Here is a 24,700-nt window from a genome sequence, read left to right on the forward strand (position 1 = left end):
GGCGCACCTGCGAAGATGGAAACCATGCGCGTTGCACTGGTTCAGCTCGTCTCGGCGACTGACTCAGCGGCCAACCGTGAAGACATCCGGTCTCGAATGGCAGCGCTCGATCCCGCCGATCAGCTCGACCTCGTGGTGCTCCCAGAAGCTGCGATGCACGACTTCGGAGCGACCGACCACGACCTCGCCGCCGTGGCCGAGCCGCTCGACGGCCCTTTCGTCCAGCTCATCGCGGACGAGGCCCGGCGACTGGGTGCGACGGTCGTGGCGGGAATGTTCGAGCGTACCGACGACCTTCCGTTCAACACCTTGATCGTCGTCGGACCCGACGGCGCGCTCCGGCAGACATACCGGAAGATCCACCTCTACGACTCGTTCGGCTACAAGGAGTCCGACCGGCTGCGCGCCGGCGACATCAGTCCGGTCGTGGTGGACATCGCCGGCACCCCGACGGGCCTCATGACCTGCTACGACCTGCGGTTCCCGGAGCACGCACGGGCGCTTGTCGACGCCGGCGCTGAAGCGATCGTGCTGCCGGCCGCGTGGGTGGCCGGCGACCTCAAGCTCGATCACTGGCGCACACTGCTCGCGGCCCGCGCGATCGAGAACACCGTCCACGTCGTGGCTGCAGCGCAGGGTGGTGACCGATACACCGGCCACTCCTTGGTTGTCGATCCGTGGGGCTCTATCGTGGGCGAGGCGGATCTGGCTCCCGACATCATCCGTGCCACCCTCGAGCCCGAGGTGCTGGCGCGTGCGCGGGAGATCAACCCGTCACTGGCCAATCGAAGGATCCTCAACCAACCATGAGCCGCGCCCCCAAGGGTGGACGCCGTCGTCTCGACGCGTCCGTTCCCCCGGAGTACGACCTCCCGACCCGTGAGCCGCGCATCGAGTCGGCGCGGACGGCTCGGTTCCTCATGGGCGTGGTGTTCCTCGGCTGGCTCGCCGGGACTGCGGGTTCGGCCACCTCGATCCTCGCGGTCGACACCCCCGCCTGGATCGAGCGCCCGTCGGCCGCTCTGCTGATGGTCGTCTTCGCGATCGGCCTGACCCATCGCGGTGGTGGTCACATGCGCTTGTGGCTGCCGATGACGGCGGTGCTGGGCGCCGCTGCCGTGGGGCTCGAGACCAACGTCCTGCTGGCGGCAGCAGCTGCCGTCACCGCGGTGCTGGCCTCGGTGTGGGCGGTCCTCGTCACGCGACCGGTGGCGACCGTGGTGGGTGCGATCCGTGAGTACTCCCTGGCCCTGTTGGTCGCGCTGAGCGGCACGGTCGGTGTTGCCGCCTGGAACGCGCCGGTCAACTACCAGCGGTTCAACCTCATCGTCCTCACGGTCTCGCTCGGCCTGGCGATCACGCTGGTGTGGAACCTCGGCGCCGGACTCCACGGCCTGGGTCGACAGAACCTCGCGATCCTGCTGGGTGTCGCGGGGCTCGTGATGCTGGTCATCGCCTACAGCAGCTTCGTCCGTACGCATGGCTCGCAGTCGCTCGTCCAGGCGTTCACCGACACGGTCCTCTGGACCCGGCGGACGTTCCACGGGGCACCGCGGCCGATCGAGGTGCTCATCGGGTTCCCGGCCCTGATCGTCGGTGTCTCGCTGCGCTCCAAGCGGCGAGAGGGCTGGTGGGTCCTGGTGTTCGCCGTCATCGGCACGGCGGTGCTGACGACGTCGCTGGTGTCACCCGGTGCGTTCCCCAAGTACATCGCGCTCTCGACGCTCTACTCCGGTGTCCTGGGGTTGGTCGTGGGGCTCGTGCTGCGGCGTCAATTCATGAAGGAGCCCTCGTCCCGGGCGGCCCGAGCCATCGCGCCGGTCGCACGCGTGGAACCTCCCCGTTTCGCCGCGCTCAAGTAGTGCGATAATCGACGCGGCGCAGCGCCTTGGTGCTGCCACCCAGGAGGGGTGCCGGAGCGGCCGATCGGAAGCGCCTTGAAAGCGCTCGCTGGCAGCAATGTCAGCCGCGGGTTCGAATCCCGCCCCCTCTGCTTGACGAACTATCGACTCGACCGCAGATTCGTGCTGCTCGCTGTCGGCACCAACGTGATGGTCGCCGGCGTCGCCGCAGCCCTGGCCCTCTTCCTGTCATCCGTCGCCGTGCTGGCCTGGATCTTCGGCCTGCTGGCCCTCGCCGCAGTGGTGAACGCCGTGCGAGTGTTCGCCTTCCCCCCGGTGGTCGTGCGTACGGATCCGGGTGGCTTGCGCCTCGGCGGACCGCTCACGGTCAAGCCGATCCACGTGCCATGGCTCGACGTCGAGGACGTCACGATCGACAGTGCACGCCTGTTCGTCGACCGCGGCGGTGACGCCGTGATCGCGTTCCCGCTGGCGTACGTCGGCAGTCGTGCCACCGAGCTGCTCCGCGACATCTACGACCGGCTCAACACCGCCAACGGCTACCGCCGCTTCACCCCCAGCTGAGTCAGTCGACCTTGACGCGTCGTAAGTACGTGCTGCCAGCAATGGTGCTGGTCGATGAGAGAGTCGCCCGGAAGTAGAAGTACTTGTGTCGTGGGAGGTTCTTGACCGTGATGGTCGCCTTGCCCTTGCGGAACGTGACCGTTCGACTGGCGTTGGGATACCGCGAAGAGAGGCCATAACGCAGCTTGACCTTGCCTGCCGGCGACGTGATGCCGGTGACCTTGACCGTGAGCTTGAGTGTGACCTTGCCCTTCGAGGGCGAGGTGCCGGACAGGTATACCGATGAGCCGCGTTTGACGGATCTGCTGAGATTGCTGGTTGCCTCGACGCTGGGAGTGCCTGCCTGCGAAGCGGTGACCACCACCTGCAACTTCTTCCCGATGTCGGTGGAGGATACGCGCCTGGTGTTGCTCGTGGTGGGCTTGCCGAGTGGCGTCGAAACGCCGTTGCTCACCCTCATCCACTGGTACGTGTAGGTCGCGCTGTTGGAGGACCAGTCCCCTTCCCAAACACGGGCAGTGCCACCCGCGGAGAGGTCCCACGAAAGCTGGGGTGCGTCCGTGTTCGAGAGCGGAAGCGGTGCGAGGACCGCATCCTTGCCTGTGAGTGCGACACCGGACGTGGCGTCGAGCGCGGTGGCTTCAGCCCACGAGGTGGTGTGATCGAAGTACTGGTCGACGTAGCCCCCGCTGTCCTGGGAGAAGTGCAGCCAGAGGGGTTTGCCCCGCGTTCGCAGGGTGTACTGCCCCTGCTCGTTGGTGTATGTCTGCACGTCGGGGTCGTAGTTCTTGGGTTCCTCGTCGCCGTAGGTGCGGGACGTGGAATAGCCGTAGACCTCTGCGAAGTCGACCGGTTTGCCGTCGACCCCCGTGACAGTGCCGCTGATCGTCCCTCCGGTGTAGCGCAGGTGGACGTCGTCAGCAGCGGTCGATGCGTCAGCGGTGACCTCGAGGGACTGTCCCGTTTCAACAGTCTGCGCGTCGCCGTAGAACTGTCCCTTGAGCAACCCCTCCAGGATCTCGCCCTCAGACCCGACAAGGAAGCCCAGCCGATAGGTGCCCGGGGGCAACGTGATGTCGTACTTCCCGACGAGCTCCGGATGCGTGCCAGACGGATCGTCGAAGGTCTCGTCCTCCCGCTGCAGGCGCTGCCATGGGTGGTCTGGGTCAGAAGTGGCTTTGAAAACCACGACGTCGACCCCCTTGACGCCCTTGCCGTCCGGACCGAACACGAAGCCACTGATCGTGCCGTCGCCGTCCGCTGCCTGAGAGACCGATGACGTCAGGCCGATGAAGCCGACGACGAGGAGAAGTGAGGCGCACGCGGCGAGGGCGCGGCGCAGGGCATGCGAGAGCAAGAGGTGCCTTCCGAGACAGCCGCCAAGACTGGCTGTCTGGGCTTCGAGAAACTCTATAGATCATCCTGGACCAACGGAGCGGAATGCCCGATTCGTCGGACTGGAGTCGCGGTCGGTATCCTGTTCCGGTTGCCGGTTTCGATCGGCGGCGGGGAGGTGTCGCATAGTGGCCTAGTGCGCCCGCCTGCTAAGCGGGTTGAGGTTTAAACCTCTCGCGAGTTCAAATCTCGCCACCTCCGCTGCCACGCAAGAAGCAGCAGCGAAAATGACCAGTCACCCAAGGTGGCTGGTCATTTCGTTTGGTGACGACAGAGGAGCTTGCTCCGCGACAGGAGTCGCATGCCCGACGAAGGAAAGACCGCGACCTGCCAAGCCCGCCGACCAGTCACCCAAGGTGGCTGGTCATTTCGTTGGTAAGGACAGAGGAGCTCGCTCCGCTCCGGGATATGAACGCTCGCCGCGGGAAAGACCGCGAGCCATCAAGCTCGTCGTGCCCGCCTTCGCGCGTACCGGCGCCACACCACGACGCCCAGCGCGCCGATGATCCCGCCGAGCGTGTTGTTCAGGACGTCCCGGAGGCTGGCCGTACGACCAGGCAGCGCCACGCCCTGGAACAGCTCGATGCCGATCGAGACCACGAGAGCCACCGCCGTGGCCCGGAGCCAGGTCATGCGCAGCGAGCCCAGCATCAGCAACGCACCGAACGGGATGAACAGGATGACGTTGGCCGAGGCCTCGACCAACTCGTACGCCCGATTGGGCGGCAGGCCCAGCTCGATGAGCCACGTGCCCGGAGGCGAGTCGAGGGAGTTGATGTTCTCGTCGACGTGCGACGGCCAGGCCGCGATGAGGGCCAGGGTGAGGCCGTAGATCGCGGCCGCCAGGAGAACGAGGCGCGATCGGCGAGTCACGGTTGAATCGTAGCCACGCCCGAAATACGCGTTCGGGTGACGCGTCACGGGCAACTCCGACAGGATCGAGCCCATGCGCGTTCACCACCTCAACTGCGGGTCCTTCCACCCGCGCGGCATGCCGGAGGTCGTCTGCCACGTGCTGCTGTGCGAGACCGCGGACGGGGTCGTGCTCGTCGACAGTGGTCTCGGCCGGCACGACATTGCTGACCCGAAGCGCATGGGTCCGGCCAGGTTCGTGATGCGACCCAACCGGGACGACGCCAGAACCGCGATCGGACAGATCGAGGCGAGGGGCTTCGCCGCCTCGGACGTGCAGCACATCGTCCTGACGCACATGGACTTCGACCACATCGGCGGCCTCGCCGACTTCCCGGAGGCGACGGTCCACACGACCGCCGACGAGTACGACTGGGCAGTCGTCAATCCGGACTTCACCGCACGCCGTCGCTACTCCCTGAAGCCGTTGTCGCACGGCCCCCGCATCCAGACCCACGCCGGACCTGGTGAGCAGTGGCGGTACGGCCTTCGCGGCATCGAGGTGCTGCCCGGCATCACCTACCTGCCGATGCCGGGTCACACCAAGGGCCACGCGGCCGTCGCCGTCGAGTCGCCTGACCGCGACCTGCTGGTCCACGCTGGCGACGCAGCCTTCGACGTCACCTCCTACTCGCCGACATTGCCCTCCGGCACCTCCGTGTCGAAGTCCAGGAGCCTCAGGGCCATCGAGACGTTCGCGGCGGTCGACCGCAAGCAGGTCATCGCCAACCACACCACGCTGCGCCGCCTCAACGAAGAAGCCGGCGTCACGGTGTTCACCGCGCACGACAAGCGCATCCTCGACGATCTCCTCGGGAGCTGAACCATGGGTAGAACCGGTCAACAGATGCGGCAGCGGACGCTCAAGACCATGAAGCAGTCCGCGACTGCAACGCGTACGAAGCCTCGCAAGACGCCGGACCGCAACGCCCGGCTGCGCTACTGGTTCGACGGGACGATGGCCCGAGGCACGTCGGCGTTGGTGATGTGGCTCGCCGCCGTGACCTTGGTGCTGATCCTGGTGTTCACGGTCTTCATCCTGATCACGCAGTGGGCGCCGGAGAACGAGGACGGCAGCAAACCGGGCTTCTTCAAGCAGCTCTTCAACAGCCTGATGCACGCGCTCGACCCCGGCACGGTCGCCGGCGACACCGGCGGTTGGTCGTTCCTCATCACGATGCTTCTGCTGACTCTCGCTGGTCTCTTCATCGTGAGCGCGTTGATCGGCGTCATCGCGACGGGTATCGACTCCAAGCTCGACGACCTGCGGCGCGGCCGTTCGCTGGTGATCGAGAACGATCACACGGTGATCCTGGGGTGGTCCGACTCGGTCTTCGCGATCGTGCGGGAGCTGTCGATCGCCAACGAGAGCCGCCGCAGGCCGGCGGTCGTGATCCTTGCGGAGCAGGACAAGGTGGAGATGGAGGACGAGCTGCGCGAGAAGGTGCCGCAGCTGCGTGGCACCCGCGTGATCTGCCGCACGGGCTCGCCCCTCGACCTCGGCGACCTGGCGCTCAGCAACCACGGCGACGCCCGCTCGATCATCGTGCTGTCCCCGGATGGCGATGAGCCCGACACCGAGGTCATCAAGACGCTGCTCGCGCTGACCCACGAGGGGGCGGACGCGTCGGCTCACATCGTCGCTGAGATCCAGGACCCGCAGAACCTCGATGCAGCGCGGCTCGTCGGCGGCGACCGTACGGTCATCGTCGACAAGCGGGAGACGATCGCCCGCCTGATCGTCCAGACCGCGCGCCAGTCGGGCGCCGCCGCGGTCTACACCGAGCTGTTCGACTTCGACGGCGACGAGGTCTACTTCCATGCCGATCCCTCGCTCTCGTCGGCCACGTTCGCCGAGGCCGTCAAGGCGTACGAGACCGCCTCGATCATCGGTCTGGCCGGGGCGGACGGGTCGGTCCGGCTCAACCCTCCGGGCACGGCGATCGTCGGTGACAACGAGATCATCGCCATCGCGGAGGACGACTCGGCGCTCGAGACGGCTGAACGCAGCAGCGCCACGATCGACGAGGGGCGGATCAGCGCGATCCCACCGGTGCCCGAGGAGCCGTCGAAGGTGCTCGTCCTCGGCTGGAACGAGCGTGCCCACACCGTCGTGCGAGAGCTCGATGAATATGCAGCGCCGGGTTCGACGCTCGAGATCCTCACCGAGTACGGGAAGCCCGATGTGCCGGCGCTCAACAACCTGACGGCGACCGTGCGGCACGGCCGGACATCCGAGCGCGCGAGCCTCGATGCGTACCCGATCGGTGAGTACGACCAGGTGATCGTGCTCTGCTACTCCGACGAGCTGACCGCGCAGCGCGCCGACGCCCGCACCCTCGTCACGCTCCTGCACCTGCGCGAGATGGTGGGTGACCGCACCAAGGGTGCCCGGCCGTCGATCGTGAGCGAGATGTTGGACGACCGCAATCGCGCACTCGCCCAGGTTGCCCACGTGGACGACGTCATCGTGTCCGACGAGATCTTGAGCCTGATCCTCTCGCAGCTCTCGGAGAACGCGAGACTCGAGGCAGTCTTCCAGGACCTGCTCGACGCCGACGGCTCCGAGATCTACCTGCGGCCGGTCGAGCACTACGTGACGGCGGGCGACGCGGTGACGTACATGACGATCGTCGAGGCAGCAGCGCGTCGCGGTGAGACGGCCATCGGCTATCGCGTCTCGGCCGAGGCAGACGACCCGGCGGCAGGATTCGGCGTCCACGTCAGTCCGGCCAAGTCGGCCCGGTTCGTGATTGATCCGCTCGATCGCGTCGTCGTGCTGGCCGAGGACTGACGGCCCCCAGGGTGACGAGGCGCACGTAGCGATCCGGAGGACGACTCCGTATAGTTGGTTGCGCGGAGCAATCACCGTCTCCGCACCACCCTCGTTCTTCCTGGAGAATTCCTGTGCCTTCGTCGACCCGACGCACTCACTACTGGCTGACCTTCGCCGTGCTCGCGGTGGCGGTGTCGTCGTACTCGCTCATGCAGTCGCTCACGATCCCGGTGCTGTCCGAGATCGAGCACGAGCTCAACACCGACCAGAACACCGTGACGTGGGTCCTGACGGCGTACCTGCTGTCGGCATCGGTCTTCACGCCCATCATGGGCCGGCTCGGCGACATCTTCGGCAAGGAGCGGCTGCTGGTCTTCTCGCTCGTTGCGCTCGCCGCCGGGTCGCTGCTGGCAGCCCTCGCGGGCAGCATCGGCGTCCTGATCATCGCCCGCATCATCCAGGGCGTCGGCGGCGGCGTGCTCCCCTTGGCCTTCGGCATCATCCGTGACGAGTTCCCGCACCACAAGGTCGGCGGCGCCGTCAGCGTCGTCTCGTCGCTGCTGGCAGTCGGCTTCGGCGCGGGCATCGTGCTGGCCGGCCCCATCGTGTCTGGACTCGGCTACCACTGGCTGTTCTGGCTGCCGTTCATCGTCACGTCGGTCGCGGCCGTGGCAGCAATCGCGTTCGTGCCGGAGTCGCCCATGCGTACGCCGGGCCGCATCTCGGTGCTCCCCGCCGTGCTCCTGTCGAGCTGGCTCGTCGCCCTGCTGCTCGCGCTCAGCGAGGCTCCGAAGTGGGGCTGGGGATCCGGCCGGACGATCGGGCTGCTGGTGCTCGCCGTCGCGCTGATGGTCGCGTGGATTCAGGTCGAGCAGCGCGCCGCCGTCCCGCTGATCGACATGCGCATGATGCGGCTGCCCGGCGTGTGGACCACCAACCTGGTCGCGCTCCTGGTCGGCGTCGGCATGTACGCGTCGTTCGGCTTCATCCCGCAGTTCAACCAGACGCCGAGCGCCAGCGGGTACGGCTTCGGGTCCAGCGTGACCGAGTCCGGCATGCTGATGCTGCCCTCGGCCGTCGCAACGTTCCTGACCGGTCTCGTGGCCGCCTCGATCGCACGTCGCATCGGTCCCAAGACCGTCGTCGTGTTCGGCTCTGTCCTCGCCGCGGGCGGGATGTTCATGCTGGCGTTCTTCCACGACACCAAGACCGAGGTCGCAGTGTCGAACGGCATCACCGGCGTCGGCATAGGGCTGGCCTTCGCCTGCCTCGCGGGTCTGATCGTCGGCGCCGTGCCGCCTGAGCAGACCGGCGTCGCGAGCGGCATGAACGCCAACATCCGTACGATCGGCGGCTCGGTCGGCACCGCGGTCATGGCGAGCATCGTCACGGCGCACTTCCTGCCTAGCGGGTTCCCCAAGGAGATCGGCTACACGGCCGGTTTCGCGGTGCTGGGCGGCGCCCTGTTGCTCGCGGCGATCGCCGGACTCGCGATCCCGACGATCTCGGCCGAGAAGCTCGAGGAGCAGCTCGAGCAGGAGCCCTCCCCGGAGTCGATCCTGGAGCCGGCAACCGCCTGATCACCACCCAGCCTTCCCCTCCGCTACGTTGTGGCTCGAGGGGAAGGCTGCGGTATGTCCGAAGGTGTGGCGGCGACACGATCGCCCGTGCTCGTCGGCGCGAACCCCGGCCTGCGCCTGTACGACGGGGAGACTCTCACGGCGTACGTATCGGTGTGGCGTGTCGACTGGTCGGTCCACGGCAGTGGCACCGCCGTCGTCCTGTGGCGCGACGGCCAGGTCCATGTGTACGGCGCGGACGCTGAGCTCGCGACCTGGCTCGAGCACGACTTCGTGCGCCACTTCCCCGAGGCTGACGGACTGGAGTGGCCCGACCCGGTCGTCGTACGACAGGACGTCGAGGTCGCCATCGACCTCGCGACCGGGATGCACGCGCGGACGGCGGGCCTCGAGCTGCACATGTCGGACGTGCTCGACCGGCGTACGTTCGCCACCGATGAGTTCCCCCTCGACGGCGTCGACCACAGCCTGAGCCTCGTGCTGGCGCCGTGCCGCAGCGCCTCGCTCGTCGACGACGGACGGCGGATCGCGGGCGTGCCGCAGGTCAGCGGCACCGCGGAACGGCCGTCGTCCTCGGCGTTCCTGGCGGTGGCGGAGGTCTGGAGCGGCTGAGCCTGTGGCGCTCCGCATGATGCGTGCGGCAACCCACAAGGTGGGCCCCGATCGGTGTCCGCGGGCCCGCGGAGCGCGTAGACCGGAGACATGGTCATCCTGCTGTGGGTTGCGGTCGCGATCGTCGTCGCGAACGCCATCTTCGGCGCGTTCCTGGTGATCAGGTACCGGGGTGAGCAGCGACGTGCCGCTGAGGCGCGCCACCGCCTCCCGGAGTCGGCGCGGTGGAGGGCCCGCTCGGCGGGCGGCTCCTCGCACCTGCACCTAACATGACTGGGTGATCCACCTCGGCTCGTTCTTCCGGGACGAGTCCGGTCGGCTCGTGCTGTTCCAGGTCCCCAACCCCGCCCTGTGCGTCTGGCTGGCGGCAACGGTGCTGCGGTGGAGCCCGTACGACTCGCGCGATGGCGAGCTGCGCTGGATCGGCGCAGGCGCGTTGATCGTCTGGAGCCTCGACGAGCTGGTACGCGGAGCAGCTCCGTGGCGCCGACTGCTGGGTGCCGTCGTGCTCGCCTGGCAGCTGTGGAACCTCGCCTAGCCCTCGGAGAGCTCGGTGACCAGGTCCATGAAGCGCCGCGCCGGCTCGGCGCGATCGGGCCCGCCGAGGTAATGATCGGCGCGCTCGACCCGGGTGCCGGCGAACGGATCGTCGCCGAGAGCGGCGTCCAGCGCCTCGTCGAGGTGCACGAGGTCGCGGTCGATGACGTATGCCGCGGCCGACGTCGGGTGCGCGTCGCGGAAGGCGTCGGGGTCGGCGAACTGCGCGGCGTACATCACCAGCGGTTTGGTGCTGGCCATGAAGTCGACGACGATGCCCGACACGTCGGAGACCATCGCGTCGACGGAGTTGAACGCGTCGATCAAGGGCTCGTCCACCGCAGACTGGCCCCACCGGTGCGAGCGCCCGGTCGCCGCGGCGTCGGCCTCGAGCAGCTCGTTGACGCGGACGATCATCGCCTCGGCCTCGACGTGGTTCTGGCCGGCGAAGTGGCGCCGGAACACGACGGTGCAGCCGCGGTCGAGCAGGGCCTGGACGATCCGGTCGGCGACGGCCAGCGACGAGACGTTGAGGCTGTCGTCGGCGTGCCGCCAGGTCGGGGCGTAGAGCGCGGTCGCTGGTTGCGGGACTGGCCCGTCGGCGGGAACGATCCCCTCGGTCTGGGGCCGGCCGATGATGCGCAGCTTGTCTGCGGGGATCGACAGCCCGGCCGCGACGAACCGGTCGATCGCCGCCTGGCCGGCGACCGCGACGAGGTCGTACTGCAGCACCCGCTCGGATGCACTGAGCGGCTTGTCGCTGTCGCCATGCCCGAGGAACGCGTGCGTCGCGGACGATCCGGCGATGAAGTCGGTGTTGGCCGCCGCACCGTGCGGATAGAGCGCGCCACGTACGCTCGCCGGGATCTGTCCCTGCGCGATCGGCACAGTGGGATACATGTCGGCGAGCTGTCGGAACAGCGCAGGCGTGCGGGCCACGATGCACCAGTGCACGCCGGTGCGCTCGACCCACGGCGACCACATGCCGATGTGGACGCCGACCTTGCCTGCATACGGGATCGCGATCGTGGGTGCGTACGCCTTGACGGCCGCGTCGGCCTCGGTGCACTCACGGGCGTACCGGTGCATCGTGCCGGCGATCACGGCGAGCGCGAGGCTGCCGACGACGGCGATGACCAGTGCGACTCCGGGCTGCAGCAGCACGTCGATCAGCACGGCGAGCGTCAGCGCGGCGGCGACGATCGCCCAGACCCGGAAGCGCAGCGGAGGCTTGTCGGCGAGGTGGGCCCGCTGGCCGGGGAAGTGTGCGGCGAGGGGCGGACGGGCCGACGCGCTGGAGCGAGCCACGATGCCGGTTGCGAGGCCCAGGGCGAGCACGAGCAGGGCGGCGACGATCACGCCCCGACTCTATGCGAGACCGTTCGAGGCGATGTCTCAGCCGGCGGTGTCGACGAGCCGGCGCGCCACCAGGTCACCGACGAAGACGTCGACGTCGGAGCGGCAGTCGGCGGGCGTCGTCTCGTACTCCTCGGCGACGAGCGTGCAGAGCTCGTCGACGTTGCGCGGCTCGTCGAGGTGCTGCCAGATCGACGCCGCCACGCCACGCATGCCGAAGTACTCGCCCTGCTCGAGTCCCATCATGACGAGCTCGCCGTCCATCTCGACGGCGTCCAGACCTGGGCGGCGGACGTATCGGGCAGCGGTGCTCGTCATGAGCGGACCCTTTCGGTTGGTCGGTCGGAGGTCGACCGCTCGGCGATGTCGGTGAGGATCGCGTCGGCGGTCGCCTCGGCGGACATCGCCGCGGACGGACGCAGGACGCGTACGACCGCGGCCCGCCCTGCCACGGCGGCGCACTGCTGCAGGTGCTGCCACGACGCCTCGCGATCCGCGATGAGCTCGCGGCGATAGGTGTTCGCGCGGAGCAGGTCGAAGGCGTCGACACCGTGCAGCGGCAGCAGCCCGACCTCGGCTCCGTCGTGCACGTCCAGCCCGTAGACCCAGCGCAGCGGCAGCGCCGCCAGCGACCCGCGCTCGACCGGTACGTGGAACTTGGCCCGTGCCCCGGCGACCCGCTCGTAGTCGGCGAAGTCCAGGCCGAGGCGTACGAGGGCGTCGTCCCACAGCTTGATCTGCGGATATCCCGGCAGAGCCCGCCCGTCCTGGTCGATCGGCACGACGTCGTCCGACAGCAGGTCGAAGCCGCGCCTGGCGAACTCCGCTGCAAGCGTGGACTTGCCGGCACCCGAGCGGCCGACCACGACTGCTGCGGAGTCGCCGACCCGGATCGCGTTGCCGTGCAGGACCAGGTGGCCACGTTGCATCATGAGCGAGCCCAGCATCGTGCCGAGGACATACAGGCGTACGTCGCGGTCGTCCGCGCCCGCATGACGTTGGATCGTGATGCGCCGTCCGTGGCGCACCTCGAAGCGCACGACATCCGGGATGTCGCCGCCGCACACGTCGCCGAGACGCCATAGACCCCACGGCAGCTCCGCGGCCCCGGCAGCAGGCGGGCCGACGACGCCCTCCGCAATCACCACGTCGGCGTACGGGGGCGGGTCGGCGATGCTTGCACCCAGCTCGGGCAGGTCGAGATCACTCTCGATCGTCAGGCCGTAGCACCCGTAGACGGCCATCTAGGGAGTCCGCTCAGATCGCGGGAGCCAGGTGAACGCGCCGACCACGGTGTAGTCGACCGGATCGCCGCCGGTGACAGGGAGCCCAGCCGCGGCCACCCAGGAGTGTGCGGTCAACCGGTCGTCGACGCGGCGGAGCCCGAACGACACGGTGTGCGGCACGCGAAGCAGGCGCAGCTGGAGGTGCGCGGTCAACGCCTGTGGGTAGCAGTCGGATCGCCAGGGTGTGTGTCTCGCCGCCCGCCGCACGTTCTGGCCGACGTCACGCGCGCGCTCGGACTGGCGGCGCGTGCCCGGCGGCAGGGGCATCGGGTCGGTACGTCCCTCGCCGAGGAGTCGTCGGACGGCGGAGAACGGCAGCACCACGATGACCGCCCGCATCAGTCCGAGCAGCACCCACGAGACGACGTACCCGGCCTGGGCGCGCGGTCCCAGGCGCATGAAGCGCCCGAGACGTCCGAGTGGAGCGCGCGAGCCCACGGTGAGGAGCGGCATCGTCACAAGGAGGTGGGTGGCGGGCGGTGGAGGACCTAGCTGCCGAGTCCGATACCGATGCCGATCCCGATGTCGATGCCGATGTCGCCGTCACGCGTCTCGCGCAGGCTGAGGACGTCGAGGCTTGGGGCGACGTACGTCTTGCGGGTGGTGGAGTCGTTCACGTGGTGCTCCTGTGTCCAGCCCCCGAAGCTGACATCCGATGCATCACAAACGAGCGTTGGCCCGGGTGGTTACGGTCCGCCGGCAACTCATCGGCCCGCGACCGCAGGCAAATGTCGGCATACGAGCGCTCGCGGGGTGATCGGACGATTCCACGATCCGGGCTCTCGGCGCTGCGTAGGATGCTCGCGTGTGGCCCACCCCGTCAGCAACACAGCGCGTGCGTGACTGGAGCCGGTCGGCACTCGCAGCCGAGGAGGGGGAGCCGGTCACCCCGGTCACGCCGGCAGAAGAGGTCGGCGACCTGCTCGCTGCCGTGCGCCGTCAGCGCGCTGCCGAGCTGCTCCAGCCGTGGGCCGCGGCGCTCGGGCTGCCCGACGAGCTGACGGCAGCCCTCGACGACATGCGTACGGCCGGGCGGCGCGCGGTCATGGTCCGGTCGCTCGAGCAGGCCCGGCTTGGCGCTGCCCTGGACGATGCCGGCATCCGGTGGCTGGCGATCAAGGGATCGGCGCTCGCGGTGCAGACCACGGGCGATCCGACCGGGCGAGGAGCCGGCGACATCGACGTGCTGGTGCCGGTCGAGACCGTCGCCAATGCGTACGCACTGCTGCACGACTTCGGGTGGATCGCCCGACCGGTGGGCTCCGCGGCGCCAGGGACGTGGGCCTGGCGGCACATCGTCGACACGTTCCACGAGATGACCTTCGACAGTCCTGCCGGCACGGTCGACCTCCACTGGCGCCTCGACCCGACGTACGATGCTCTGCCGTCGTTCGACCCGTTGTGGGAGCGGCGTCAACAGGTCGAGCTCATGGGGTCCATCGCGTGGACCCTTGCGCCGTCCGATGCGCTCACACACACATGCCACCACGCGGCGAGGGACGACTGGCGGTGGCTCCGCAGCCTGTTCGACGTACGCCGCCTCGCCCGTGATCCGGCCGCATGGGAGGCCGGGCCACTTGCCCCGGTCACCACCGCGACCCTGCGGGTCACCGACGACTTGGTGGGTCTGCCGGCCGCGACGCCGAACAGGGTCGGGGCGGGGTTCCGGTCAGTGCCGGGCTCGACCGTACGCCGTGCAGTCTCCGCCCAGGACCGGCCGGTGATCGCGGCCTACCCCTTCCCGGCGGCGCAGACCGTGCGCGATCTCCGTTACCGATTGTCGGCCAGTCGTACGCCGGGCGATGTCCGTCGCACGGTCGTCGCAGCGATCCTGCCGCCCAAGGTCGTCGCCGGGCTGGAGGACCCCACCGTGCGCACGGCGCTGCCGCGTGTCCTGGCCCGCCGCCTCACCTGGCTCGTGCGGCGGTCGTTCGCCTGGCTGCGTCGGGTCCCCGGTGCGTCTGTCGTCCAGACGACGGGCCAACGATGATCCGGCGCGCTCGCGCGTACTTCGCGTTGATGGCGACGACCGCCGGCACCGGCGCCGTGGCCCGGCTGCTCCTGCTGCAGCTGGTCGTGGCCCTGATGGAGGCCACCGGCCTCGCGCTCCTCGTGCCGATCCTGCAGTCGCTCGACGGGCGGGACCATCTGAGCCTGCCCGGTCTCGACCTGCGGCTGTCGGTCGGTCAGGCGTTCGCGCTGGTCATCGCCGTCGTCCTCGTCAGGGCGCTGGGCCAGTGGCGGGTGGCGGTGCGGTCGGTCGACATCCGTCTCGCCACGATCGACACGCTTCGCCTCGGCCTGGTCGACGACCTGTACGCCGCCGAGTGGACCTACCTCGCGGCACAACGTCGCAGCCATGTCATCCAGCGCCTGACGACCGAGGTGGAGCGCGCGCACGCTGCGTTGATCATGCTGATCCGGGTCACCGTGGGTGTGCTGGTGCTGATCGCCACGACCGCCGTCGCGATCCTGCTGTCGCCGGTCATCGGCGGGATGGCTGCACTCGGCCTGCTGCTCGTCGTGCTGGCCGGGCGTCGCTCGCTGCGCTCCGCCGTCAGTCTCGGCAAGGAGATGACGGACCGGATGGATGATCTCGGCGCCGCCCTGACCGACTCGCTGTCCTCGGCCCGGCTGATGCGCGCCCATGACGCCTCCGCGGCGTGGTCCGACCTCGTGGCCGCCGAGGCGGGGCGGGTGCGTACGGTCCGGCGCTCGTTCGTACGCAGGTCGGCCGGTATGAACGCGATCCTGGGTGTCGTGTCGGTCGTCGCCGTGCTCGTGCTGATCCTGGTGGGCCGGGCGGCCGGGATGAGCATGGCCGAGCTGGCGGCGCTGGCGGTCGTGTCGACGCGCCTCCTCACGTCTGCGCAGTCGGTCATCGGCTCGGCCCAGGTCTTCGCCAACGAGGCGCCGGCGCTCGACCGACTCACGGAGTTCGGGGCCGAGGTGCGCGAGCACCAGCAGTCGCCCTTCCCGCCGGCCCCGGCCCTGCAGGCTCGGTCCACCTCGGCCCTCGTGTCGCTGCGCGACGTGACGGTGCGCTACGCCGCCGATCTCGAACCGGTGCTGCACGCGGTCGACCTCGACATCCCGCACCGTGGACTCGTGACCCTCCAGGGTGAGAGCGGGTCCGGCAAGAGCACGCTGGTCGACGTCGTGCTGGGCCTGTTGCGGGCCGAGTCGGGCGAGGTCCTGGTCGATGGCGAACCTCGTCGCGACCTGGTCGCCTGGCGCCGGCGCATCGGCTACGTCCCGCAGCAGACCGTCCTGGTGCCCGGCACGGTGTGGCAGAACCTCACCTGGTCGCTGCCGCCGGGCCGGGTGGTGACGGAGGAGGAGGTGTGGGATGCGCTCCGATCCAGCCAGATCGCCGACGAGATCGCCGCACTGCCCGGAGGATTGTCGGCGCCGTTGCATGAGATGACCGCCTTGTCAGGGGGTGAGCAGCAACGGCTCAGCATCGCCCGCGCGATCGTGCGTGACCCAGAGCTGTTGGTGCTCGACGAGGCGACCAGCGCGCTCGACCCCGGCACGGAGGATCGGGTGCTCGACGGCATCCTCGACGGCCGCCGCGCGGTCCTGATGGTGACGCACCGGCTGTCCGCGCGCGTACGTGCCGACGTCGCGGCTCGACTCGATGACGGCAGGCTCACGATCGGCGATCACGGAACAGCAGCCGCGCCCACGTCGTTGACCTAGGCATGAAGAACGTCGGCTTCCTGTCCTTCGGCCACTACCAAGCCGTCCCCGGATCACAGACGCGTACGGCCGGTGACGTGCTGCTGCAGTCGATCGACCTCGCTGTCGCGGCTGAGGAGCTGGGGCTCGACGGTGCGTTCTTCCGCGTGCACCACTTCGCCCGCCAGCTGGCGTCGCCGTTCCCGTTGCTGGCCGCGGTCGGCGCGCGTACGAGCCGCATCGAGATCGGCACCGGCGTGATCGACATGCGCTACGAGAACCCGCTCTACATGGCCGAGGACGCCGCGGCGGCCGACCTCATCAGCGGTGGCCGGCTCCAGCTCGGCATCAGCCGCGGATCACCCGAGACCGCGCTCCGCGGCTACGAGTCGTTCGGCCACGTGCCGGAGGACGGCCGGAGCGATGCCGACATGGCCCGGGCGCACACCGAGCTGTTCCGGCACGCGATCGCCGGGGCCGGTGTCGTGATGTCCGATCCCAAGATGACCGGGCAGTCCGTTCCGCTGCCGATCATGCCGCAGGCGCCGGGCCTGTCCGATCGCATCTGGTGGGGCTCAGGCACCCGAGCGACCGCCGAGTGGACCGCGGAGCAGGGCATGAACCTCATGAGCTCGACGCTCCTTACCGAGGACACCGGTGTGCCGTTCGACGAGCTGCAGCTCGAGCAGATCCAGCGCTTCCGCGCCGCATGGGCCGAGGCCGGCTGGGAGCGCGAGCCACGGGTGTCGGTCAGCCGCAGCGTCATCCCGATCCTCGATGCGCAGGACCGTGCCTACTTCGGCGAGCGCAGCGGCGAGGACCAGCTCGGCCACCTCGACGGCGGCATCGCACGGTTCGGCAAGTCGTACGTCGGTGAGCCCGACGCGCTGGCCGACGAGCTCGCGCAGGACGTCGCGGTGCGTGAGGCGGACTCGCTGCTGCTCACGGTGCCCAACCAGCTGGGCGTCGACTACAACGCGCGGCTGCTCGGCGCACTCGTCGACCACGTCCTCCCCGCGATCGGCTGGAAACCCCGTACCTGAGCCCCGCCCGTCGCCTGCCCAGTTTTTGGGCACCTACGTACGACTCGGTCACGCTCAGCCGTACGCAAGTGCCCACAAGGTGGGCGCCGCGTTCGTCGTCCTGCCGAGGTGCACAGGTTCCGCGTCGCGGCTGGCTGTCCACAGCGGAGCGAGTCAGTTCTGCCGTCGACGCCGCAGCCGGCACAGAGTCGTGGGGTGATCCTCACACCGTCGCAACCGTTCACCCGCGAGCAGGCCGTGGCGGCCGGCATCACGGACGCCCAGCTGCGCGGTCGGACGGCATATCGCCGCCTGTTCCGCGGGGTCTACGTCGGTGCCCGCGTCGAGCTGACCTTGGCGATCTGGCTGCAAGCCGCCCTGCTGGCGTCGCCACCGGGATCGGTCGTCAGCCACGTCACGGCACTGCGGTGGTACGGCTATGAGCTCGGCGCGTTGTGGCCGTTGCATGTCTCGTCGCGCACGACGACGCACTCACGTCAGAAGCAGCTGACTGCGCACCGCAGGCGTGATGTCATCCGAACCCGGATCCTTCGCGGCGTGCCGGTGACCGAGCCAGACCGGACGCTCGTCGATGTCGCGTATGACGTCACCGTCCCGGAGCTCATTCAGGCGATCGAATGGATGCTGCTCCGCGGCTACACAACGCTCAGCTTGTTGACCACGTGCGCCCTCGACCACCATCTGCGTGGTGTGCGGCGGGTGCGTCAGGTGATCGGGTTCGTCCGTGAGGGTTCGGAGTCACCGATGGAGACCCGCGTACGACTGATGATCCGGTTCGCCCACCTGCCCGAACCCGCACCGAACGTCGTCCTGAGAGACGATCAGGGACACTTCCTGGCCCGCGGCGATCTGGTCTATGCGCGGTGGAAGGTTCTCGTCGAGTACGACGGGTGGCACCACGAACGCGACGCGGGTCAGCGGCAGCGCGACATCGGTCGGCGCGAACGGCTCGAGGCGGCCGGGTGGCGGGTCATCGTGGTGACTGTCGCCGACCTCAAGGCGCCCAGGCTGATCGTCCACCGGGTGCACGGCGTGCTCGTGGCGCGGGGCTACGCCGGACCTGGCCCGGTCTTCAGCGTCGTCTGGGACATCTGGTTCCCCACCACCGCCAAGTGACCGATCGCCCCGCCCTCAGTTTTCGGGCGGTTGTGTACGGATCAGCAACAGCGATCGGTACACAACTGCCCAAAAACTGGAGGGAGGGGGCAGACGACTAGCCCTCGAGGCGGGCCTTCAGGGCGTCGAGCTCGGTCCAGAGGACGGTCGGCAGCTTGTCGCCGAACTTCTCGAACCACTCGTTGATCTGCGGGATCTCGGCCTGCCACTCGTCGACGTCGACGTGCAGCGCCTTCTCGAGCTGCTCAACAGTGACGTCGAGCCCGTCTGTGTCGATCGCGCCGGGTGTCGGCACGAGGCCGATCGGCGTCTCGACCGCCTCGACCTTGCCCTCGACACGCTCGATGACGTACTTCAGGATGCGGCTGTTCTCGCCGAAGCCGGGCCACAGGAAGCCGCCGTCCTCGTCGCGACGGAACCAGTTGACGTAGAAGATCTTGGGGAACTTCGACTCGTCGTTGTTCTTCGCCATGTTGATCCAGTGGCTGAAGTAGTCGCCGGCGTCGTAGCCGATGAACGGCAGCATCGCCATCGGGTCGCGGCGGACCACGCCGACGGCACCCGTGGCCGCGGCCGTGGTCTCCGACGACAACGTCGCACCCATGAACGTTCCGTGGGTCCAGTCCCGGGCCTCCGTCACGAGGGGGATCGTCGTCTTGCGACGACCACCGAAGAGGATCGCGTCGAGCGGTACGCCGTTGGGGTCGTCGTACTCGTCGGCCAGGGTCGGGCACTGCTTGATCGGCGTGCAGAACCGGCTGTTGGGGTGTGACGACACCTCGTCGGACTCGGGCGTCCAGTCGCGACCCTTCCAGTCCGTCAGGTGCGCGGGCGCCTCGTCGGTCATGCCCTCCCACCAGACGTCACCGTCGTCGGTCAGCGCAACGTTGGTGAAGACCGAATTGCCCTGGTCGATCGTGCGCATCGCATTGGCGTTGGTGTCCCAGCCCGTGCCGGGAGCGACGCCGAACAGGCCGAACTCGGGGTTGACGGCATACAGGCGGCCGTCGGCGCCGACGCGGATCCAGGCGATGTCGTCGCCGATCGTCTCGACCTTCCAGCCGGGCACCGTGGGCTCGACCATCGCGAGGTTGGTCTTGCCGCACGCGCTCGGGAAGGCCGCGGCGACGTACTTGACGACGTTCTCGGGTGACGTGAGCTTGAGGATCAGCATGTGCTCGGCCATCCAGCCCTCGTCGCGCCCCATCACCGAGGCGATGCGCAGCGAGTAGCACTTCTTGCCGAGCAGGGCGTTGCCGCCGTAGCCCGAGCCGAACGACCAGATCGTGCGCTCCTCGGGGAACTGCACGATGTACTTGGTGTCGTTGCACGGCCACGGGACGTCCTGCGCACCGTCGGCGAGCGGGGCGCCGATCGAGTGGAGCGCGGGCACGTAGTCGGCCTCCAGCTCCTCGATGCGGTCGAGCACGTTCTTGCCGACGCGGGCCATCACGGTCATCGACGCGACGACGTACGCCGAGTCGGTGATCTCGACACCGAACATCGGGCTGTTGGAGTCGAGGTGACCCATGACGAACGGGATGACGTACATCGTGCGGCCCTGCATGCAGCCGTCGTAGAGGTTCGTCATGATCGCCTTCATGTCCGAAGGCTCCATCCAGTTGTTGGTCGGGCCGCAGTCGGCCTCGTCAACACTGCAGATGTAGGTACGGTCCTCGACCCGGGCGACGTCGCTCGGATCGGACGCGCACCAGAACGAGTTGGGCTTCTTGGACTCATCGAGTCGTACGAAGGTGCCGGAGGCGACGAGGTCATCGGTCAGGGAGACCCATTCCTCGGGAGTGCCTTCGACCCAGTGGATGGCGGCTGGCTGAGTCAGGGCGGCGACATCATCGACCCAGGCCTGGAGCCTGGGGTGCGTCGTCCGGTAGGTGGACAGGGAGGTGTCTGCGGACATGTGTGAACTTTTCCTTCTCGCGCATCGCGAACCAAGCGCATTGATTCGCACTCCCTCGGCATGCGGGCCTCGGGTAGCTGATGTGTGATGAATCGGCACCGACGGGCGATGACGATTCAGCCGACTTTACGGGTCGCATCGCGCATATGGGCTGGTCGGAAGGGGTGAACATAGTCACACACATGTCAGGAGGGGCGGCGCCTCGCGGCACCGCCCCTCCGTCATGACTCCTGCTGGCTACTTGGTGTATCCGAGCCGGATGTAGGCCGACCCGGAGGTCACCGCCGACGTGTCGACGGCCTTGCGTGAGATCCGATCGGTGCCGGACCTCGTGGTGTACTGCTGCGCGCTGCGAGCGGAGTCGTAGCGCACCTGTGCCTTCAGCGCGGCGAGCACCTGGGCGAGTGTCAGGGGCTCCTCGTCGCCGTAGTAGAACTCCTCGTCGTCCTCGTCGATGTCGATCGTGAACTCCTCGGAGTCGTCGTAGTAGTTCAGGCCACCGACGAACGAGACGATGCCCGTGCCGTATGCCGACGTGGAGATCGTCTGGTCGAGCCGCTTGATCTCCGGAGCAGCGGTCGAGTCACCGTTGGCCGGGACCAGGTGGACCTGCACCGGGAAGGCCTTGCCGCGACGGGCCGGGACCTTGGTGCCGTTCTTGACCTTGACCCACGCGCCGTTCTTGCGGATGTCGATCTGCGAGATGCGCAACGCGTTGTAGTCCGGCTTCAGCTCGGTGTTGATCGTGACCGAGTTGATCGTGACCTTGGTGTCGGATCCGGTCTGCAGGAACTCGACGTCGCTGGCCACGTCGTACGGGGCCTGCTCGGCGAAGGCCTCGTTCGTCGAGACCCGCTGGGTCCGTGTGTACGTCGCCGCCGAACCGCCCTTGGGCGTGTAGTTGATCGTCCAGGTCATCAGCGCCTCGCCACCTGCGGAGTAGGCGTCGAGCCCGGCGATCACGTCGTTGAACACCTGGTTGCCGACAGCGGAGCCGAGGGCGGCGGGAACGGCGACGTTGGTCGTCGCGCTCGTGGTGGTGCCGTCAACGGTCGTGTTCGACGTGACCACCGTGGTCGTCGGCAGCTTGGTGGTGTCTCCCATGATGCCGCTCAGGCGATCCTGGGTGACCTGTCCGACCGGGTCCATGTCGATGTTGGCGAGCTTGTACGAGCCGTTGGCCGAGTCCTCCTGGATGAAGGCGGCGCTGGCTGCGTGGAACGTCTCGGTCGACGACCCGCTGAAGTCATCCGGGTGACCGAAGGCGAACACCTTGGTGCCACAGACGGCCGTGATCGTGCCGACCGATGCCATGGCGACATCGCCGTACGACCACGCGGTGGCGATGTTGCCACCCGGGACGATCGCTGCGACGGGGTCGATGTTGGTGGCCTCGGCCGCCGTCTGGAACGAGACCTTCTGGCCGGGCAGCTTCTTGGCGAGCGTGCGCGACTTCGCGGCCATCTTGGTCGCGTCCTTGCCGGGCGTGCCGACCGAGACGCGGGGGAGGGCGAGCTGGTGGATCGACGAGTAGTCCGACGCGGTGTCCGCTGCGGACTCGCTGGCAGCCGCCAACGACTTCGCCACGGCCTTCGGCACAGCAGCCGACTTCACGGCGGTCGCCGCTGCCGCCGGCTTGTCGATCGCGAGGATGTCGGTCGCGGGCGTGATGCCGGCGTAGTCGCTCGGAGCGCCACTGAACCCGTAGGAGACCGAGCCGATCAGGTTGCCGTCGGCGTCGTAGACCGGCGAGCCGGACATGCCGGCCCAGATGCCTGCGTCCACGCTGACGTCACCGGCGCTGTTGGTCTTGGTGATGCGGCTGCCGGCCATCTTGAACACCAGGATGTCCTTGTCACGCCCGGCGCCGTTCTTGAGGGTGTCGACGTAGGTGCCGGTGAACGCCTCGGGGGCGATGCCGTGCGTCGTGGTGAGACCGTGCACGGGCTGGCCGGGAGTGAAGCCACCGGTCCAGACGTCGGTGCCCGGGCATGTGGTCGAGTCGACGTCGTCGACGGCTTGGGCAACGCTGGTGGTGGCGGCAATGCCCGCAGCGACCAGCGCGAAAGTGGATGTGACGCTGGCGATGGTGCGCAGCGGGCGTGGCGACATGGCGGGATCCTCCGCGATCGGTGACAGGTTGTTGTCCGAGTCACAGTAGGGCACGCGGATGACGTACGGGCGAACTCAAAGGAAGTGCCCAGATTTTCTCTCTGCGCGCCGTCACGCTAGACTCGGCGAGGCCCTTCGGGGCATGCGCCCGTAGCTCAACGGATAGAGCATCTGACTACGGATCAGAAGGTTAGGGGTTCGAATCCCTTCGGGCGCGCCAGACATGAGAAGTCCCGCCTGAGCCAGTGCTCGGGCGGGACTTCTGTCGTTGCCGGGTGACCCGGTCAGGGGTTGAGGTCGGCGTCGAACGTGTCGGGTTTGTGGATGAACCCGGCGCGGCCGAGCGGCCACACGCGCAGCCAGGCCTTGCCGACGACACTGTCCTCGGCGATGAATCCGCCGCCGGGATCGCCCTGGTGGACCCGCGAGTCGCTGGAGTTGCCGCGGTTGTCGCCCATGACCCAGAGGTGGCCCTTGGGCACGACGACCTTGAACGGCTTGTCCTTCGTGGCGGTCTCGTCGAGGACGTACGGCTCGGTGATCTGCTTGCCGTTGATCGTGAGCTTGCCGTCGGTGCAGCACTCGATGGTGTCGCCGCCGACGCCGATGACGCGTTTGATCAGGTGGCCGCCGGTGGGGAACAGCCCGACGGTCTCGAGCGCCTTCTGGATCGGGTTCGACGCGTGCTTGGAGTCCTCTTCGGTGAGCCAGCCACCCGGATCGTCGAACACCACGATGTCGCCGCGCTTGACGTCACCGCCGCCCCAGTAGGAGACCTTCTGGACGAGGATCTTGTCGTTGACGAGCATCGTCGGCTCCATGGATGCCGACGGGATGTAGAACGCCTGGAGGAAGAACGTCTTGACGATGACTGCCATGACCATGGCAGTGGCGACCAGAAGGATCGACTCCTGCCACACCGGCAGCTGCTTCTTGGCCTTCTTCTGTTCCGTCACGGACAGAGCCTAGCCCGAAGGCGCCAAACGCCCCGTCGCAGGATTCGTACCGGCGAGCCGCCCGGGTCAGGCGGCGACACAGGTCATGCAGAGCGTGGCGCGGGGAAATGCCTCGAGCCGTTCGCGGGCGATCGACGCCGAGCACCCCTCGCACGTGCCGTAGAGCCCGAGGTCCAGCCTGGCCAGCACGTGCTCGGTCTGCTCGAGGATCGCGGCGGTGTTCTCGACCTGCACGGCGTCCTGCATCAGCTCGGCGCGATGCTCAGCGATGTCGATCTCGTCATGCAGCACCTCGAGCGTCGATGCCGACACGGCCTGCGCCGACGCGCTGTCCAGGATCGCGAGCTCCGCGCGGAGCAGCTCTGCGGCCAGCACCAGCCCGTCGCGAATCGAGCTCAGCTCCTCCGCGGTCCAGGCCGGATCGAGTTCTGTCGTCATGCGAGTGCCTCCGGGGCATCAGTGTCTCGACGGCATACCCCGTTGCCCCGGGGCTATTCACCCGCAGACGCACGAGTCCCCGGGACGCTGCCCGGGGACTCGTGCTGTGGCTCACGGCTTCTTGGCGGGAGCCTTCTTGGCCGGCTTCGGCGGGGTGACGTCCGCCGGTGCGGTCGGCTTCGGCGGTGCCGGGAACGGCTCGGGCGGAGGCGGCGGGGTGTTCGTGCGCCCCTTGACCGCGGCGACCGCGGCCGCGCCGGCACCCGTCAGGATCCCGAGAAAGGCCACTCGCTTGAGCTTCGAGCGCTTCTTCTTGGGCTTGACCTTGTCGGGCACCTTGTCGGCGACGCCGTCGGGCAGCCGCTCGAACAGGTCGTCGCGCAGGTCACGCAGCTGGTCCTTGTCGGGCAGCATGTCGACCAGCTGGTCGCGTACGCCGGGCGCACGATCGACGACCTGCTGACGGAGCTCCTCGGTCTGGCTCGCCAGGTCATCCAGACGGGCTTCGAGCTTGGTGCGGAACTTCTTCTTCTTGAACGGCATGGATAACTCCTCG

25 protein-coding genes and 3 tRNA genes are annotated in these 24,700 nt (G+C 68.3%); 16 read left to right on the top strand and 12 right to left on the bottom strand.

The features are described 5' to 3' along the window. Positions 1 to 24 precede the first annotated feature (24 nt). The 4 genes from BOSE46_RS20875 to BOSE46_RS20890 all read left to right on the top strand — a co-directional run bounded on the left by BOSE46_RS20875 (position 25) and on the right by BOSE46_RS20890 (position 2,426). Positions 25 to 810 carry a carbon-nitrogen hydrolase family protein gene (locus BOSE46_RS20875; RefSeq protein WP_159542387.1) on the top strand — a complete coding sequence of 262 codons (786 nt, stop codon included), beginning with the start codon at positions 25 to 27 and terminating at the stop codon, positions 808 to 810. Next, entirely contained in the window at positions 807 to 1,862 is a 1,056-nt protein-coding gene (locus BOSE46_RS20880; RefSeq protein ID WP_159542389.1) for a hypothetical protein, read from the top strand. Before BOSE46_RS20875 ends, BOSE46_RS20880 begins: the two co-directional genes overlap by 4 nt. Before the next feature lie 42 nt (positions 1,863 to 1,904). Continuing rightward, positions 1,905 to 1,993, top strand: a tRNA-Ser gene (locus BOSE46_RS20885). A gap of 1 nt (position 1,994) precedes the next feature. After that, positions 1,995 to 2,426 carry a hypothetical protein gene (locus BOSE46_RS20890; RefSeq protein WP_159542391.1) on the top strand — a complete coding sequence of 144 codons (432 nt, stop codon included), beginning with the start codon at positions 1,995 to 1,997 and terminating at the stop codon, positions 2,424 to 2,426. 1 nt (position 2,427) lies between these two features. Here BOSE46_RS20890 and BOSE46_RS20895 read toward each other — a convergent pair whose 3' ends face one another. Continuing rightward, positions 2,428 to 3,783 (bottom strand): hypothetical protein, encoded by a 1,356-nt coding sequence (locus tag BOSE46_RS20895; RefSeq protein WP_159542393.1) that lies wholly within the window; start codon positions 3,781 to 3,783, stop codon positions 2,428 to 2,430. A 152-nt stretch (positions 3,784 to 3,935) separates the two neighbouring features. Between BOSE46_RS20895 and BOSE46_RS20900 the strand changes: the two genes are divergently transcribed. Further along, a tRNA-Ser gene (locus BOSE46_RS20900) sits at positions 3,936 to 4,022 on the top strand. Positions 4,023 to 4,262: 240 nt separating this feature from the next. Here BOSE46_RS20900 and BOSE46_RS20905 read toward each other — a convergent pair. After that, on the bottom strand, positions 4,263 to 4,694 hold the full coding sequence (locus BOSE46_RS20905) for a VanZ family protein (protein WP_159542395.1): 432 nt from the start codon (positions 4,692 to 4,694) through the stop codon (positions 4,263 to 4,265). A gap of 73 nt (positions 4,695 to 4,767) precedes the next feature. Between BOSE46_RS20905 and BOSE46_RS20910 the strand changes: the two genes are divergently transcribed. From BOSE46_RS20910 to BOSE46_RS20935, 6 genes are all read left to right on the top strand, one after another. Next, on the top strand, positions 4,768 to 5,556 hold the full coding sequence (locus BOSE46_RS20910) for an MBL fold metallo-hydrolase (protein WP_201299702.1): 789 nt from the start codon (positions 4,768 to 4,770) through the stop codon (positions 5,554 to 5,556). Between the two features lie 48 nt (positions 5,557 to 5,604). Beyond that, entirely contained in the window at positions 5,605 to 7,527 is a 1,923-nt protein-coding gene (locus tag BOSE46_RS20915) for a CASTOR/POLLUX-related putative ion channel (protein WP_159542397.1), read from the top strand. 113 nt (positions 7,528 to 7,640) lie between these two features. After that, entirely contained in the window at positions 7,641 to 9,089 is a 1,449-nt protein-coding gene (locus tag BOSE46_RS20920; RefSeq protein WP_159542399.1) for an MFS transporter, read from the top strand. A gap of 54 nt (positions 9,090 to 9,143) precedes the next feature. Beyond that, positions 9,144 to 9,701, top strand: coding sequence for a hypothetical protein (locus BOSE46_RS20925; protein ID WP_159542401.1), 558 nt, complete (start codon positions 9,144 to 9,146; stop codon positions 9,699 to 9,701). 90 nt (positions 9,702 to 9,791) lie between these two features. Then, positions 9,792 to 9,974: a hypothetical protein gene (locus BOSE46_RS20930; RefSeq protein WP_159542403.1), complete on the top strand. Its 183-nt coding sequence runs from the start codon at positions 9,792 to 9,794 to the stop codon at positions 9,972 to 9,974. Between the two features lie 4 nt (positions 9,975 to 9,978). Then, complete coding sequence (locus BOSE46_RS20935; protein WP_159542405.1) at positions 9,979 to 10,239, top strand: hypothetical protein; 261 nt, start codon at positions 9,979 to 9,981, stop codon at positions 10,237 to 10,239. Here BOSE46_RS20935 and BOSE46_RS20940 read toward each other — a convergent pair. The 5 genes from BOSE46_RS20940 to BOSE46_RS21590 all read right to left on the bottom strand — a co-directional run bounded on the left by BOSE46_RS20940 (position 10,236) and on the right by BOSE46_RS21590 (position 13,497). Further along, a complete protein-coding gene (locus BOSE46_RS20940) occupies positions 10,236 to 11,597 on the bottom strand; it encodes a CDP-glycerol glycerophosphotransferase family protein (protein ID WP_159542407.1) in 1,362 nt (453 codons plus the stop codon). The genes BOSE46_RS20935 and BOSE46_RS20940 overlap by 4 nt on opposite strands. Before the next feature lie 36 nt (positions 11,598 to 11,633). Further along, entirely contained in the window at positions 11,634 to 11,912 is a 279-nt protein-coding gene (locus tag BOSE46_RS20945) for a PqqD family protein (RefSeq protein WP_159542409.1), read from the bottom strand. After that, on the bottom strand, positions 11,909 to 12,838 hold the full coding sequence (locus tag BOSE46_RS20950; protein ID WP_159542411.1) for a hypothetical protein: 930 nt from the start codon (positions 12,836 to 12,838) through the stop codon (positions 11,909 to 11,911). The genes BOSE46_RS20945 and BOSE46_RS20950 overlap by 4 nt, the downstream gene beginning before the upstream one ends. Then, positions 12,839 to 13,279 carry a lasso peptide biosynthesis B2 protein gene (locus BOSE46_RS20955; protein ID WP_159542413.1) on the bottom strand — a complete coding sequence of 147 codons (441 nt, stop codon included), beginning with the start codon at positions 13,277 to 13,279 and terminating at the stop codon, positions 12,839 to 12,841. Between the two features lie 89 nt (positions 13,280 to 13,368). Next, positions 13,369 to 13,497 carry a hypothetical protein gene (locus BOSE46_RS21590; RefSeq protein ID WP_256366733.1) on the bottom strand — a complete coding sequence of 43 codons (129 nt, stop codon included), beginning with the start codon at positions 13,495 to 13,497 and terminating at the stop codon, positions 13,369 to 13,371. Positions 13,498 to 13,685: 188 nt separating this feature from the next. On the opposite strand from BOSE46_RS21590, the gene BOSE46_RS20960 reads away from it, so the two are divergent. From BOSE46_RS20960 to BOSE46_RS20975, 4 genes are all read left to right on the top strand, one after another. Further along, positions 13,686 to 14,870 (top strand): nucleotidyltransferase family protein, encoded by a 1,185-nt coding sequence (locus tag BOSE46_RS20960; RefSeq protein WP_159542415.1) that lies wholly within the window; start codon positions 13,686 to 13,688, stop codon positions 14,868 to 14,870. Then, the gene (locus BOSE46_RS20965; protein WP_159542417.1) at positions 14,867 to 16,582 is read left to right on the top strand and encodes an ABC transporter ATP-binding protein; all 1,716 of its coding nucleotides are present in this window, start codon (positions 14,867 to 14,869) and stop codon (positions 16,580 to 16,582) included. Before BOSE46_RS20960 ends, BOSE46_RS20965 begins: the two co-directional genes overlap by 4 nt. Before the next feature lie 2 nt (positions 16,583 to 16,584). Next, positions 16,585 to 17,604, top strand: a complete 1,020-nt coding sequence (locus BOSE46_RS20970) for an LLM class flavin-dependent oxidoreductase (RefSeq protein ID WP_159542419.1) — start codon at positions 16,585 to 16,587, stop codon at positions 17,602 to 17,604. A 195-nt stretch (positions 17,605 to 17,799) separates the two neighbouring features. Next, positions 17,800 to 18,720 carry a DUF559 domain-containing protein gene (locus BOSE46_RS20975; RefSeq protein WP_159542421.1) on the top strand — a complete coding sequence of 307 codons (921 nt, stop codon included), beginning with the start codon at positions 17,800 to 17,802 and terminating at the stop codon, positions 18,718 to 18,720. Positions 18,721 to 18,817: 97 nt separating this feature from the next. Here BOSE46_RS20975 and BOSE46_RS20980 read toward each other — a convergent pair whose 3' ends face one another. Both BOSE46_RS20980 and BOSE46_RS20985 read right to left on the bottom strand, forming a co-directional pair. Further along, a complete protein-coding gene (locus BOSE46_RS20980; RefSeq protein WP_159542423.1) occupies positions 18,818 to 20,638 on the bottom strand; it encodes a phosphoenolpyruvate carboxykinase (GTP) in 1,821 nt (606 codons plus the stop codon). Positions 20,639 to 20,875: 237 nt separating this feature from the next. Further along, a complete protein-coding gene (locus BOSE46_RS20985; protein WP_159542425.1) occupies positions 20,876 to 22,750 on the bottom strand; it encodes a hypothetical protein in 1,875 nt (624 codons plus the stop codon). 144 nt (positions 22,751 to 22,894) lie between these two features. On the opposite strand from BOSE46_RS20985, the gene BOSE46_RS20990 reads away from it, so the two are divergent. Further along, positions 22,895 to 22,970, top strand: a tRNA-Arg gene (locus BOSE46_RS20990). 64 nt (positions 22,971 to 23,034) lie between these two features. On the opposite strand, the gene lepB is transcribed toward BOSE46_RS20990, so the two are convergent. The 3 genes from lepB to BOSE46_RS21005 form a co-directional block, all read right to left on the bottom strand. Continuing rightward, the gene (gene lepB / locus BOSE46_RS20995; protein ID WP_159542427.1) at positions 23,035 to 23,706 is read right to left on the bottom strand and encodes a signal peptidase I; all 672 of its coding nucleotides are present in this window, start codon (positions 23,704 to 23,706) and stop codon (positions 23,035 to 23,037) included. A 66-nt stretch (positions 23,707 to 23,772) separates the two neighbouring features. After that, positions 23,773 to 24,144, bottom strand: a complete 372-nt coding sequence (locus BOSE46_RS21000; RefSeq protein WP_159542429.1) for a TraR/DksA C4-type zinc finger protein — start codon at positions 24,142 to 24,144, stop codon at positions 23,773 to 23,775. 111 nt (positions 24,145 to 24,255) lie between these two features. After that, complete coding sequence (locus tag BOSE46_RS21005; protein ID WP_159542431.1) at positions 24,256 to 24,687, bottom strand: hypothetical protein; 432 nt, start codon at positions 24,685 to 24,687, stop codon at positions 24,256 to 24,258. Positions 24,688 to 24,700 lie beyond the last annotated feature (13 nt).

This window comes from Aeromicrobium sp. 9AM (assembly GCF_902506105.1).
Classification (GTDB): domain Bacteria; phylum Actinomycetota; class Actinomycetes; order Propionibacteriales; family Nocardioidaceae; genus Aeromicrobium.

What these genes read in the sequence shown, in the direction of transcription:
- BOSE46_RS20875 (WP_159542387.1), top strand. Translation starts at nt 25, where the DNA reads ATGCGCGTTGCACTGGTTCAGCTCGTCTCGGCGACTGACTCAGCGGCC.
- BOSE46_RS20985 (WP_159542425.1), bottom strand. Translation starts at nt 22,750, where the DNA reads ATGTCGCCACGCCCGCTGCGCACCATCGCCAGCGTCACATCCACTTTC.
- BOSE46_RS20965 (WP_159542417.1), top strand. Translation starts at nt 14,867, where the DNA reads ATGATCCGGCGCGCTCGCGCGTACTTCGCGTTGATGGCGACGACCGCC.
- BOSE46_RS21000 (WP_159542429.1), bottom strand. Translation starts at nt 24,144, where the DNA reads ATGACGACAGAACTCGATCCGGCCTGGACCGCGGAGGAGCTGAGCTCG.
- BOSE46_RS20925 (WP_159542401.1), top strand. Translation starts at nt 9,144, where the DNA reads ATGTCCGAAGGTGTGGCGGCGACACGATCGCCCGTGCTCGTCGGCGCG.
- BOSE46_RS20910 (WP_201299702.1), top strand. Translation starts at nt 4,768, where the DNA reads ATGCGCGTTCACCACCTCAACTGCGGGTCCTTCCACCCGCGCGGCATG.
- BOSE46_RS20930 (WP_159542403.1), top strand. Translation starts at nt 9,792, where the DNA reads ATGGTCATCCTGCTGTGGGTTGCGGTCGCGATCGTCGTCGCGAACGCC.
- BOSE46_RS20950 (WP_159542411.1), bottom strand. Translation starts at nt 12,838, where the DNA reads ATGGCCGTCTACGGGTGCTACGGCCTGACGATCGAGAGTGATCTCGAC.
- BOSE46_RS20945 (WP_159542409.1), bottom strand. Translation starts at nt 11,912, where the DNA reads ATGACGAGCACCGCTGCCCGATACGTCCGCCGCCCAGGTCTGGACGCC.
- BOSE46_RS20915 (WP_159542397.1), top strand. Translation starts at nt 5,605, where the DNA reads ATGAAGCAGTCCGCGACTGCAACGCGTACGAAGCCTCGCAAGACGCCG.
- BOSE46_RS20955 (WP_159542413.1), bottom strand. Translation starts at nt 13,279, where the DNA reads ATGCGCCTGGGACCGCGCGCCCAGGCCGGGTACGTCGTCTCGTGGGTG.
- BOSE46_RS20970 (WP_159542419.1), top strand. Translation starts at nt 16,585, where the DNA reads ATGAAGAACGTCGGCTTCCTGTCCTTCGGCCACTACCAAGCCGTCCCC.
- BOSE46_RS21005 (WP_159542431.1), bottom strand. Translation starts at nt 24,687, where the DNA reads ATGCCGTTCAAGAAGAAGAAGTTCCGCACCAAGCTCGAAGCCCGTCTG.
- BOSE46_RS20880 (WP_159542389.1), top strand. Translation starts at nt 807, where the DNA reads ATGAGCCGCGCCCCCAAGGGTGGACGCCGTCGTCTCGACGCGTCCGTT.
- BOSE46_RS20980 (WP_159542423.1), bottom strand. Translation starts at nt 20,638, where the DNA reads ATGTCCGCAGACACCTCCCTGTCCACCTACCGGACGACGCACCCCAGG.